Source organism: Streptococcus gallinaceus (assembly GCF_024170225.1).
Classification (GTDB): domain Bacteria; phylum Bacillota; class Bacilli; order Lactobacillales; family Streptococcaceae; genus Streptococcus; species Streptococcus gallinaceus.
Map to the genome: position 1 here is coordinate 219,708 of NZ_JALJXU010000001.1, position 13,366 is coordinate 233,073.

The 13,366-nt window shown below is 37.0% G+C and carries 11 protein-coding genes; all 11 read left to right on the plus strand.

All coding sequences use genetic code 11. From position 1 onward, the window contains the following. Nucleotides 1-53: 53 nt before the first annotated feature. The 11 genes from pilM (at nt 54) to J2T50_RS01195 (ending at nt 13,212) form a co-directional block, all read left to right on the plus strand. A complete protein-coding gene (gene pilM / locus J2T50_RS01145; RefSeq protein ID WP_253362813.1) occupies nt 54-1,310 on the plus strand; it encodes a pilus assembly protein PilM in 1,257 nt (418 codons plus the stop codon). After that, nucleotides 1,310-1,924 carry a PilN domain-containing protein gene (locus J2T50_RS01150; RefSeq protein WP_253362815.1) on the plus strand — a complete coding sequence of 205 codons (615 nt, stop codon included), beginning with the start codon at nt 1,310-1,312 and terminating at the stop codon, nt 1,922-1,924. The genes pilM and J2T50_RS01150 overlap by 1 nt, the downstream gene beginning before the upstream one ends. Nucleotides 1,925-1,979: 55 nt before the next feature. Next, nucleotides 1,980-3,458, plus strand: coding sequence for a hypothetical protein (locus J2T50_RS01155; protein WP_253362817.1), 1,479 nt, complete (start codon nt 1,980-1,982; stop codon nt 3,456-3,458). Between the two features lie 175 nt (nt 3,459-3,633). Further along, the gene (locus J2T50_RS01160; RefSeq protein WP_253362819.1) at nt 3,634-4,884 is read left to right on the plus strand and encodes an SSA_2305 family type IV pilus system protein; all 1,251 of its coding nucleotides are present in this window, start codon (nt 3,634-3,636) and stop codon (nt 4,882-4,884) included. Further along, entirely contained in the window at nt 4,881-6,071 is a 1,191-nt protein-coding gene (locus J2T50_RS01165; RefSeq protein WP_253362821.1) for a PRC-barrel domain-containing protein, read from the plus strand. Before J2T50_RS01160 ends, J2T50_RS01165 begins: the two co-directional genes overlap by 4 nt. Nucleotides 6,072-6,156: 85 nt before the next feature. Beyond that, nucleotides 6,157-7,116 (plus strand): VanW family protein, encoded by a 960-nt coding sequence (locus J2T50_RS01170; RefSeq protein ID WP_253362823.1) that lies wholly within the window; start codon nt 6,157-6,159, stop codon nt 7,114-7,116. A gap of 136 nt (nt 7,117-7,252) precedes the next feature. Continuing rightward, nucleotides 7,253-8,020: a prepilin peptidase gene (locus J2T50_RS01175; protein WP_253362825.1), complete on the plus strand. Its 768-nt coding sequence runs from the start codon at nt 7,253-7,255 to the stop codon at nt 8,018-8,020. Further along, nucleotides 8,008-8,628 carry a glucosaminidase domain-containing protein gene (locus J2T50_RS01180; RefSeq protein WP_253362827.1) on the plus strand — a complete coding sequence of 207 codons (621 nt, stop codon included), beginning with the start codon at nt 8,008-8,010 and terminating at the stop codon, nt 8,626-8,628. The genes J2T50_RS01175 and J2T50_RS01180 overlap by 13 nt, the downstream gene beginning before the upstream one ends. A gap of 367 nt (nt 8,629-8,995) precedes the next feature. Beyond that, nucleotides 8,996-10,918 (plus strand): transglutaminase domain-containing protein, encoded by a 1,923-nt coding sequence (locus J2T50_RS01185; RefSeq protein ID WP_253362829.1) that lies wholly within the window; start codon nt 8,996-8,998, stop codon nt 10,916-10,918. A 34-nt stretch (nt 10,919-10,952) separates the two neighbouring features. Then, the gene (locus J2T50_RS01190) at nt 10,953-11,285 is read left to right on the plus strand and encodes a hypothetical protein (protein ID WP_253362831.1); all 333 of its coding nucleotides are present in this window, start codon (nt 10,953-10,955) and stop codon (nt 11,283-11,285) included. Nucleotides 11,286-11,697: 412 nt separating this feature from the next. Next, nucleotides 11,698-13,212 (plus strand): helix-turn-helix domain-containing protein, encoded by a 1,515-nt coding sequence (locus J2T50_RS01195; RefSeq protein WP_253362833.1) that lies wholly within the window; start codon nt 11,698-11,700, stop codon nt 13,210-13,212. The last annotated feature ends 154 nt before the right edge of the window (nt 13,213-13,366 follow it).

Here is a 13,366-nt window from a genome sequence, read left to right on the forward strand (position 1 = left end):
GTAGAATGGGGAGATCAATGTTCTCTGTTAAGAAAAAAAAAGAAACAGGACATATGTCTGATAACGGGAGCGGGAAAAGTTCCTTGCTGACACGGTTGAACCAACCCCTTTTTAAGAAAAAAGAGGAGTTGGCAGATGAGGAGTATATGCTAGACAGCGAGCTCCAAGTCTCACAAGCGGCTTCAACTAAGAACAAGTCAATCACAAGTTTGTTTTCAACTAAAAAAGGGAAGGGCGGGAAAAATGCCGGTCAGCCTTACACCATGTTTTCAAAGCCCATCAAAGGAAATTTGTTAGCCATTGATTTTGATGACTATGATTTGACCTTGGTAGTTGCGAAGCAAAAACGCAAAGAATTAGAAATCGTAAAGACGGTCAAAGCTTCTTTACCAGCAGGGTTGGTACATGATGGTTTGATTATCAACATGGATGCCTTGATTGAGTTCATTGATCATTTGATGAAAGAAAATGATGTCGTAGCTAAGTATGCTTTTTTTGCAGTCAATAATACAGGGGTTATTGCGCGTCCAGTCATGGTACCAGATGCCGTTGCAGAAGAAGACATCGAAAACTTTATCTCCTTTGAGTTGCAGCAGTATCTGGATATCGATACAAGCTCATATATCATTGATTATCAATTTAGTCCACAAGCAGATGGTATGATTGAAGAAGGAAGCAAGTCTTTGATTGCCTATGCTGTGCCAAAAGCGACAGTAGAGCAACATTATGACTTGGCAGATGCCTTGCATTTGGTACCGTATGTCTTTGACCTGCGTTCCAATACGTATGAAAAGTGGCTGGAACGTGTAGAAGCGATCAACAATCGTGGCAAGTATTTGACAGAAGGAAATATTGGGATTGTCCAACTAGGCAAGCACAGTATTGATGTCTATCTCTATGCGAATGGTCGATTTGTGACAAGTAACCATATGGATCATGGCTATCATGAGATTGAAGACTTAGTAGATACTGAATTGACCATGCGTCATTTTCATGAGATTGTCGCTGGTAATATGACAGATTTGTCTCTTAAACGCGTCTTAGATGAATGGTTAAATGAAACAAAAATGCATATTATCAATACCGAGCGATTTTTCAGCTCAACAACTGGTGAAACGATTGATAAGTTTTATTCTATCGGAGAAGGTGCCCTTTGCTGGCATTTGATTTCAGTATTAAAAACAAAATTTGACGGTGATATTGAGGCTGTCGGTAGCGTTGACTCAGAGGATATTGTTTGGGGACCGTATGCAGATAATGATCCTGAAATGATACCAGCTGTAGCAATGTTAATTCGGAGGGTCAACTAATGATGATGAGAGATTTAAACTTTTTTGCGACATACCATATCCCTCCTGCAAAGACCAGCACAGTTCGCTTGGCTGCGATTACGGGGAGTATACTAGCCTTAGCAGGGGTATTGCTAGGTACCTTCTATTACTACTCAAGTAACAGTAACTACGAGACAGAAATCAATAAATTACATATGTTGCTAGAAGCACCTGAAATGACACAGCAATTAGAAGAAATTGAAAAACTTCAAGTTGACAAAGCAACTGTGACAAACGATCAGACCATCTTTAAGAATTTAGAAGGTGATTTCAAACGGACTCACAAGGTTAATAGAGCTTTCATGGACTTTGTCCAAAACCGTGTGACACGCAATCTAGTCTTTGATGAATTGAGCATTTCAGATGATAAGGTGTCTATCGTGGGACTCTCAACCGAGAGACTTTCTATCGCAAAATTTGAGGAAGAATTACGAAAAACAGACAAATTTAATCATATTTTGGTCAGCACGATTGAAAATGTCGACGGTGGTGGTGCTGCAGTTGGTGTAGCAGCCAATGATCCATTTAAGGATGTATATAAATTTACTATCGAAATTGAGACAAAGGATGTGGACTTCAGTGAAAAAAAATAATACTAACAAAACTGATAAGAAACCCGGGCTAAAGCTAAACAAAAAGGAAAAAACTTTGCTTGGTACAGTTGCTGTCGGTCTCGTTGCATTCGGTTGTTACAATGTTTTAAATGGTTTAGTAACTAAAAATGGTGAGCTATCGGAAGAGTACAACAGGTTGCAGTTGGAGTTTAACGAAAAATCTGCAAAGGTTGCTCGGAAAGGAGCCTTGGTTCAAGAATTGAAAAAGCTGAACAGTGATACCAATAAAGTTGCTTCTAACTATTACGGCAATACGAATCAGGGGGAATTTATCTATTTGATTGATCACCTGATTAGTAAAAGTGGCATCACTCTTCAACGGGTTGAATTTGCGGAAACAAAAGAACTAGAGTTTCCTAAAAAGGCGGATAAGGATGCAGCAGCACAAGAGAAAGATAAGAAGGCTAAAAAAACTGAAACAACTTCCTCAACAACAAGTGCTTCAAGTACAGGTACTTCGACGTCAACGTCAACAAGTACAAGTTCTAGTTCTGCTGCTGAAACACAAAAAAGTGCTGCGCCAGCTACACAGTCAGATAACGAGGCAGAAAACAAGTATGCCAATACGAATATCACACAAATGACAGCTGATATTAGTTTCTCAGGAACCTATTCTCAGGTGTTGGAATTATTGAAAATGATTGATGCCAATGAGCGTACAATCGTATCAAGTGAATTGGACTTGGGTTCTCCTAAGGCCAAGCAAGAAGTGGATAGAATTGATCCGCTGATTGAAAAAGGGCATATCAAACTAAGATTTTACCAAGTAGAAGATGTAGAACGGTATGTCAGCAAACCAGCTAGCAATGTAGATAAGACACCGATTCCATTTGCCCATGTGGCTTCACCATTTAAGCGTGCATCTTGGTTGTCTATCTCTGAAGATGGTGGTAAAAAATCAGATTCAAAATCAGATTCAACATCGTCAGGTAATTCGTCGGATGTGGGTTCTGGTTTAGGATCAGCTCCTGGACCAGCTTATCTTCAACAATTGGCCAACTCAACCAGCAATACAGGTGGAATTTCAGCTTACTACAATACCTCAACACTTTATCGCTTTGAAACAAACTTAAAATTGAAAAACAAAGCCAATAATGCAGAGACGGACGTTACGGTTGATACCGGTGACTTCCTTGAAGGTACGGGTTCGAATGTTGTGCAAATTCCTGCAAGCAAAGAAAAAGTCATCTATGAAATGAGATTGCAAGATCCATTTATTACATTAAATGAAAAACCAGATTATATCCTTTTCGACTTCCATAGTTCTAAAAAATGGGACGGCAGCTTGGGGATGATTGTTGAAAATGCGAACGGTCAAGAAATCCAAGTCGGTTTATTGGAAGGCTTGAAATGGGAAGGTTGGCGTGAAGCTCGATTTGATCCTGCCAGCGTGGCGAGCTTGACATATCCATTGAAGGTAAAAGGTTTCTACTTTGAAACACCAAATACCAATAGTGATGGAACAACCCTAAAATTGGATAATTTTGCTATTCAGAGTTTGATATCCAATTAAAAAGTAAATTTGTGATTCATAGAGCAAGACCAAACAACCTCTATGAGTACAACTTACTGTAGCATTTTTTAACTTTTAGTTCATATTGAGTCATGGTTTGAGTTCGTAACACATTTCTCTGTATGTAAAGAAACAATGAAAGAACGAACAAGGAATAAAAAAGAAGGAGGAAATAATGGCGTATTTACAAATGTTTGGCCTAACATTCATCATAATTCATACGATTAGTATTATGTTTGTAGCTAAGTTGGAGATAGCAAAGCGAATCTTTCTAGCGATATGGATGGGAATGTTTGTCTTTTTCCTTCCTAGAATGTATCAATATTTACAAGCAAGTCCACTCTATTTTGGTGGTCTATGTGCGGGTATTTTTGGTATCTATACAGTCTCACTATTTTCACAAAATATCCGAGACTACATAGAACATTATAAACAGATTAAGAAAACTAGAGAAACTAGAGAACTATTCTTTGTCAGTGAGACACAAGTAGAGGAATCTTTCATAGAGAATCCTGTATACGGTAGTTTATTGATGGATAAAACGGAAGCTGTAGAAGATGATACCCAAGAACTGTCTCGCTTGAAATCAAGACAAAAGGATAAAAAGACAAGCACCAAATCCTCTACCGATAAAGTGATACAGATGCCTTCGAAAAATGTATCACAACCTGCGAAAAAAAACATGCCTTCACGGGAGGAACAAGCATACGATCAACCAAATCGTATGAGTTTAGAGGAAGAGTTTTTAGCTGTTGATAAAAAAGAAAACACTGATAAAGTTACGCCAATTTCGTACCATTCTTCCACATTTGAACCACAACAAACCTCTATAAAAGAGGTGGACAATATGGTATCTCAAACCTTATCTAAACTGGACAATTTGTTTTCAGGCAATATGGATAAGGAAGAATCAAATAATTTATTTATTGAAAAAGAATCTCCTGTGCATCTGGAATCATCGGCAGAACAACCGATGGATGTTACGGTGACGGATGAAGAGGAAGAGATTTTGAGAGAAATTGAAATCATTTTTTCTCAACATAAGGACCAAGAATCACCAGTTACTGTACATAATAAACAAGCACAAGATGACGTGATTTTAACCGTTAATCCATTGTCGGGCGAGGCGGTTGAATGGGTGAAAACGAAGAAAACAGAAGAACCATATTTCAATACTGAGGAACAAATTGATAAAGAAATCTATTTCCGATTCTTATTATTTGAAATTCGTGAGTTGTTAGTGTTGGGCTTTTATCAGGAAGCGGTGGATTATTTGAAAGAGATTTTGATTGATTCTTACGACAAGGAAATTCGTCAGAATGCCCTTTGTTTATTGGAGTTAATTCGAGTGGAACTCTATAATCCACATATTAGTGAAACCATAAGAAATGAATATAAGTTTTTAGAGGAGCGTAAAGTATTATGATTAGTTGCAAGTCGGTCATTGGAACTGCAGTAATTGAAATTGAAAAAGGTGTGGGACTTGGAGAAATTCATCAAGTTGTCGTGGACAAGGGAGTTACGCTAACTTTTGTTGTCAAATCACGACAGGAAGACCCATCGCACGCTTTAATGATTGGAAATAATATTTATGGTATTGGTAATTTTGCAGCAACTGTGAAAAATTCAGATGCATTGAAGGCCATTACACAAGATGAATTACAACTTCTTGTAGATAAACAAGGTGTGATCATCGATGAAATTGTTATTACTGTCGATGGAAATAAAATTGGTCGTGTAACAGACTACTTTATTGATAATGAAAATGAAATTGGCTTCTTGCTAGTTGATCCTGAGAATGATGGAGAAGTATTCCAAATTCCTAAATCACAAATTTTAATGATTGGAAAAGAGTACATCATTTTAAATGAAGAATGCAACACTGTGGAAGCAAGTGCCCAGGCAAAAATGATTGATGTTCCAGCTAAGCCACGTCCAGCTTTAGAAAGAGTTGAACAACAAGCTGAGATTGCTGTTCCTCAAAAAGTAGAACCTGTAGCAGAACCTACTTTCAATGAGAAGCCAGCTCCTAAAAAAGAAATAAATTCATGGATACCTGAAATGGATACTAACATCGAAAATGATCAAAATTTTGATTTAGATGCTATGTTGGCAAATCTAAAAACTAGTGAAGATTTTTCAGATTTGAATTCTTCTATGAAAGTTGAAGAAACGATGCCACAGGAAATACCTGCGCTTGAGTCAATGGCAATTGAAAGCACATCTTTGAAACAATTGAAAGAAGATGAAGTAACAGCTGAAACACCGAAACAATCATTAGAAGATATCTTTGCATCATTTTCAAACAATGATACTCCAAAAGAAGTCCCAGTAAAACGCGATGAGTTTCAAATTCCAGTAGAATATGAAACCATTACGGAGCCTGTGATTCACCATCAAGTGGTACCAATGACAGTTGCAACTGATGAAACGAAGAGTTATGTCGACAATCAAAAACGACTTTTGCTTGGCAAAAAATTGCAAAAAAATCTACTGAACTCAGATGGTAGTGTGCTTCTTTATGCGGGTGAAGTTGTAACAGAAGAAATGATTGACTTGTTGCGTAGAATTGACAGACGATTGTTGGTTCGTTTGGCAGGGAGTGTAGGCTAGAATGAAGGGAAGATTTTCAAAGTATCAACCTTTCATTCCCCTAGGTTTAGTTTTGCTCTTTATGCTTAGCTTGCTGCTATATGTTATGACGATCTATAAACCAAGTTTGCCCATGAGTATAAATGACAAAAAGACTCTACATGTTCATTCGAGAAGTGAAGCAGAAGTTGCAGTATACAAAAGCTTACCCTACAAAGCGAGCTTTGAGCTGTCAACAGGGCATTCCTTCTCAATGGATATGCGATTGCTAGGATTGAGTTATTTTTCAAAAACGGAATTAGAAAGTTTAGATAAAATTTCGAATACCAATCTATGGGATAAGTTTGTACCATTTTTTGAAACAAAACAAAATCAACTCTTATCAATCTATTCAAAACGGTTATTTTGGTTGCAATCTTTAGAAAAATCGATTCAAAATTTTCCGGATTTATTAAAACAAGAACCTGAAACCAATCATTTGATTGCTAGTCCGGATAATCAACTGACGGTATCAGCTCCTGTAGATGGGTACGAAATTCAAGCTCAAAACTTTATTGCCGCTGCTCAGAATATCAATAAAACAGCTCAATTTGAACATATTCCTTTAGAAGCCAATCTCATCGGTGCCGAGGATCAATCCTGGAATTTATCTCAATACACACAATTTATTGATAAGGCAGAATTACCGCTTTCAGATGATGCTGTTCAAAAACACAACCAAGAATTAGCATTTCATAAATTGCAAAATGTGTATATTGCAGCTGGTCAAAGTGTCAATTTTTCAGATGTTATTGGTAAGTTGAACAAGAAATCAGGTTACCTAGCAAGTGTTGTCAATGGGACAGAAGTTTATGGAACCGGTGTCGAGTTAGTGGTGGATGCCCTTCAATCACTGACATTTAAACACATGAAAGTAGATTCTTACAAAGGTAAGGCTTTCAGCATTGGAGATCCAGGCAAGGAATTCACTCAACTTTCTGTGACAAATACAAGTCAGAACGATGTCGTTCTTTCTCTATCAAAAGAAGGCTCACAATTAACAATTGTACTAGCCAGCAAACAATAGACAGTTAGGACCGAATCATTTGGTATATCCTTTATTCGGTCATTAACTGGACTTGCCTAGTAGGAAAAGCGAAGGCAAAAACTACAAAATAAACTCGAGGAGAAGATGTGATTTTAAAACAGAAGAGGAGTATGAAATGGCAGTATTAGTCTTTATCCTAGGGCTCGTATTTGGTAGCTTTTATAATGTTGTCATTTATAGAGTTCCACTTGAAAAAAGTATCATCAATGGTCGTTCAGCTTGCCCAAACTGTTCACATGTTCTAGGTGCTTTAGAGTTGATTCCGCTTTTATCCATTGTTATTCAAGGGTTTAAATGCAAACACTGCAAGGTACCGATTTCTCCGCGGTATTTTATCGTGGAATTGCTAACAGGTACGCTGTGGTGGGGAGCCTATTTGCTCTTTATTGACCAAGGGATATGGATGGTTATCTCGGCTTGTCTATTGATTTCTCTGGGGATTATCGTAGGCTATATTGATTTTGATACCCATTTTATTTCTGATATTGTTCTACTGATATTTTTAGTTGGGCGGTTGAGTTTGATCTGGCTGACAGGGGAATCCTATTTGGAAACCATTTGTTCCATGCTCGTAGCTTTAGTGGTCTATGGTGCCATTTATTGGTTGGCAAAATTCTATTATAAGCAAGAAGCATTTGGTCCTGGCGACATTACTTATTTGATTACGCTTGGTAGTTGGTTTAGACCGCTTGATATTGCACTGGTCGCGATCGGTTCGTTTTTTATCGCTGGACTGTTACTGCTAGTCATAACGTTCATTGCAAAACTGAAATTTGATGCGAAGAAGGAAATCCCCTTTGGTCCTGCTATGAGTATTATGGCTATTTTATTCTATTTTTGGGGAGATTATATAAAGGAGTTATATATTCAATGGGTATTTTAAATAAAAAAATAAGAGGCATGCACCTGATGACAACAGGCTTGATTGGTGGCTCTCTTGTTATCGGATTGTTATTTGGTCAGCACATTATGGCCAATCACCAGGAGAAAATTAATCCTGCAGATATTTATATTTCAGAGAATTTTAGTTCAAATGGTGGTGGCGTTATTCTGTTCTCAGAAGATGTTACGGTTCCTTCAACGGTATCGGCTGATTTTATCAACAGTCGTTTAGAAGGGACAAATATGGCTGGTTTAGGTCAGGCCTTTAAAAAGGCTGAGAAAAATTATGGCGTAAATGCTATCTTTTTAACTGGATTGGCTATTCATGAATCTGATTACGGAAGAAGTCAAATAGCACAAGTAAAAAATAATTTATTTGGTTTTATGGCATATGATTCTAGCCCATTTTCAAGTGCCGGCTACTTTGAATCATTTGATGCTTGTATAGACTACGTTGCACGCTATTTGAGTCAACATTATTTGAAACCGGATGGCATGTACTACAACGGAAAGAGTATTGCGGCAATTAATACTCGCTATGCATCCGATAAAGGATGGTCTGAAAAAATTGCTATTCGTATCCGTACTTTCTTAAATTTAAATAAATAGTCGTTAAGTAAATGATAGATGATGATTGCCTCGTCAAGAAAGAGCTAGACTACTGTTTGGCTTTTTTTTCGACAAAAAATACATCATTACTGCGTTTTTTCTTCCTACCAGGAGAGAAAGAGAGTTTTTCTAATCGGTCAAAAGTTCTTTTTATCATGACATTCTTTTTGAGACATTGCATTATTTCATAAAGTAAAAAATGACGTTTCATTTTTGTAGGCTATGAGGTCAAACCGTTTTTATTCTATTACTGATATACAAAACACTTTTTTAAAAGGGGGTGGTGCCTATGTTTGTATGAAGTTAAAAGATGCGATCACATAAACTACTGTTAATTACTTTTAGTTATTTTAATACTGGAGGATGTATGAAGAAAAAGAATATTTTAAAAGGATTATTGTTTAGTACGATGGTTATGGCCTCAGTTGCCGCAGCGCAAGTACATGCAGATGATCATTTTTCTCAAAGAAGTTATTACACATATGTGAATGAAGAAGGATATCAAGCAACAAGACATTTCCTTAACCAAAAACAAGCAATAATTGAAGATGTAAAAGGCCACATTAGCTCTCTTGGAGATGTGGCAACTCCACTCCGCGACAAGATCAAAGAAGTCAACCAATCCATTCTTTCATATGAACGCGAAGATCATCAGTTGGTTTATCAATTAAACTACGGTAACAACACTGCTGATCAATACAACAATGCCGTTCAAAAACGTGAGGGAATTATCCGAAACATTTTTGAAAAGGTTGAAGCTAATAAAGCGGAGTTGGAAAATATCCGAACAAGTTACCACGATTTATCATATGAACGAACAACATTGATTAATCAAATTTTTTCAATCTTAGGTAAGCCAAGTTCTCGTAGAATTCATTCTTACAGAGATGCAGAAAATGAACGTGAAAATTTGATTCGTTCTTTGCAACAGTACATGGATCGACTTTTAGTTGTACAGTCTGAATTGAGTGCTTTGGCTGGTAGAACAAACGCTATTAAAACGGATGACTTGTCAGCTGAAATTGGAAAATTAAGTGGAATTCTTTTGGAATTGACAGGTGAATCAGCTGAAGAAACACCCGTTACCCCTCAACCAGCTAAAGAGGAAGAAAAACCGGTTACTCCTCAAGCAGTTGAAGAAGAAGATATTCCAGCAGTACCTCAAGCGGTTGAAGAAGAGAAGACACCAGTAGCTCCTCAAGTAACAGAAGAGGAAGAAGCACCCGTTACTCCTCAACCAGCTAAAGAGGAAGAAACACCAGTAGCTCCTCAACCAGCCAAAGAGGAAGAAACACCAGTAGCTCCTCAACCAGCCAAAGAGGAAGAAACACCAGTTAAACCTCAGCCAGCTAAAGAGGAAGCAGAACCAGCTAAACCTCAGCCAGCTAAAGAGGAAGCAGAACCAGCTAAACCTCAGCCAGCTAAAAAAGAAGAAACACCAGCACCAACTAAACCAGCAACAAATTACAATATTGTAAATGATGCCTTGAATTTAGGAACTATTGCTGATTACACAGCATTGACAAATGGTTTGACACATGCAATTGACAATAAAGTTGGTACCATTCGCTATAAAGTTACCTTTAAGTCACGTGAACAGGTAGATGCATATGCGGCTCAATTAAGCAAATTACTTGAGAAATACGCTGATGATGCAGGTACTATTTTACGAATCAGAACTTCAAACCAATTGGGTACGTACTACCGTGGTAACTCAGTTTCACACATTGAAGTTGAAACAACACTTCTAATTGACTATACATTGATGGCTCATCAAAAAAATCTTGTTGCAGAATACAAAGATTTTGTAAAACAAGTTGTTAAAGAACAAATCACAGATAAAAATATCACTGATGATTATGAAAAAGCTAAAATTCTTAACCAATTCATCATTGACAACTATGAATATGCCGACCATGAATTGAACACAACTAGCTTAACTCGTTCAGGTATCAGTGTTCACGCTCCAGAATCATTGTACAAAGACAAACGTGGAGTGTGTCAAGCCTATGCAGTTATGTTCCGAGATTTAGCAGTTGAAGCTGGTCTTAAAGCTTGGTATGTAACAGGAGCAACTAACCAAAGTCGCGATGCAAACCATGCTTGGAATATTGTTGAAATCAACGGTGTGAAATACTATGTAGATACTACATGGAATGACGTGACAGGTAACTATCGTAACTCGTACTTCTTGGTAGGACGTAATACACTATCAAAAGACCATTCAACTGACCGCGACTATGCAGATTTGTACAATGACATTCCTGCACAGGACTATGCTCGTCGTTAAAAAATAGAATTCTAGAAGGGAAAGGTGTTACAGAATGAAAAAATGGCTCAGTATACCAATCCTAATCTGCCTTTTATTAGCTGTAGGATGGTCTGTTGTTGCACTAAAAAAAGGAGAGCAGCAACGTCCACAGATAGAAAAATCAACTAGCCGTCGAGAAGACCCTTCTACAAATGAAAGAGAAAAAAGTATGCATACAACAAAACAAACTCAACAAGCAGATGTTTCACAAGATACTACGATTCCAAAAACTTCTGATACCCAAGAAAGTAGTCAAGCACATTCAGCTGTCACTCAAGAAAATGCGGTAATTAAACCAACCATTGAAATGACTACTGAAGAAACGAAAATCAAATTGGAAGATTAATACCAAAGTAGCAGAGTATTTATCTATTCACTTTTGAGAAACGTTTTATTGCAACTCTCATTTTCGAAAAATCTTTAGGATGTAGACTGAATTTGTATTGTAGTATCAGAATGAACTTATAAGAAAGTGCACAAAAATTTGATCGCATCAATGCACGGCCTCGATAAGTTAGAATGACCAGTCAAACAATCAGTTCTATGAAAAAAGATGAGGGCCCTATACTAAAAAGAGTATGCATAAAACGATCCGATAACTTGCCTATAAATCGTAGTTCTACAGTTATATTTTTCCTATAACTGAACTGCTTACTGTTTGTTAAACAGTTAAAAAAAACAAAATAAATAGCCTGATACCTTGATTCTTTGAGGATCAGGTTATTTCATTGTACAATAATAATTGACGGAGAATATCTATGCTATCTAACTTTATTGAGCCTGCTATTCTGAATAGAATTTTTTTAGTTAATACTTTATTGGAATTTACATATAGTGAGTTTTCTGAACTTGTTCAGATTACTGGATTTAGTAAAAAAACAATTCGAGAACTAATCACTGAACTTCAGCCACTACTAGAAGATGAACTTCACATTCGCATGGATTCGAAACAGATTCACTGCTGTTTATTGTCGAATGCGACGAAGACAGAATGTTTGCAACGTATCTATAGGGAATCCCCTTTTTTACAATGCTTAAGCTTTTTAGTGATGAATCAGCAACAACTACCCTATAATGAGTTTATTAAGACTCACTATATGTCAGTTCCATCAGCCTACCGTTTGAAAAAGCGTTGTGATCAGTACCTTGAAACCATTGGATTGACGACTGAAAACAATCATGTTGTCGGTGAGGAATTTAAAATTCGTTATCTACTGGCCTTGCTGCAGTGTCATTTTGGTGTTATTTGTTACCCAATTACAGAAGAAGACCATCTGTTAGTCAGAGAGTTTATGACAGGGTCAAATGCCCGCATGACACAGGAGGTATTGGGATTGATGGAAGAAGAACACTTGTTCTTTGAGTTTCTCGTGATTTTAACATGGAAGCGACACAGCTTTAGACCGCATTTACCACCGTCACGTCAGTTTGATGCACTGAAAAAATTGTTTATTTATCCGTTGATTCAAGATTATTCAGAACAAATTCTTGAACCTAGCCTCCAAATGAAATTTGACATAGTTGATTATGATTATCTATTTTTAGTCTATTGTACGCGAAATAATCCCTTTGCTGGGGATAAGTGGACACCAGAGAATAATAGAGCATTAGAACAAATCGTGGTGAATGAAACAGATATTGCTACATTATTGCCATTATTTGAACAGTTCTTAGATCCTTCCTTAGTATTTTCAGAATCATTTATTACGAGTATGGTTGAGCTGTTTCGAAAATTTCTTTATAACCTTCAGCAGTTGCTTCCCGAGGATTGTTTGATAGATCGCTATCTCAAAGAGGAGTGTTCACCACTTTATAGAAAAAACAGAGAACTTCTCAGTAAATGGATGACGGAGTTGGGCTATGTCGGTGAAGTTAGTCCGAAACATCTTAATTTATTAACGGTTCAAATTAGGCAGCTACTGAAAACCCAAATTGACCCTATATCAGTGGTACTTTGCTCCAACAATGAATCCAATCTAGTTATGTTTAAAGGCTGGCTGCATCAACACCTATCTGAAAAGACGACCAGGATTATTGCTTTTAACCTCAACACTGAAGATGTTAAGTTGTTAAAAAATATGGGAAATGCAGTCATTATTGCGGATAAAAAATATATTCCTCTGTTAAAAAAAGTATGTGCTACAACTGATAATATTATCTTTGAGTTAGCAGTCTATACCAAAGAGTATCGGTTACAAAACATTTGTGAAGCGATTGAAACGCAACGCCAGCAGGCCTACCTCCAGTTTATTAGCAAACGATTAGGGGTATAGAGGGACACGAAGGAAACAATCAGTTGGTTTCCTAGCAGAATAAAATTATCAATGAAGAGTCGAAAGACTCTTTTTTTGACAAAAATCATAACTTTTTTGACAATAATTATTGTCAACATTAAAATGATGTGTTACAATTCAAGTGTAGAGAAAA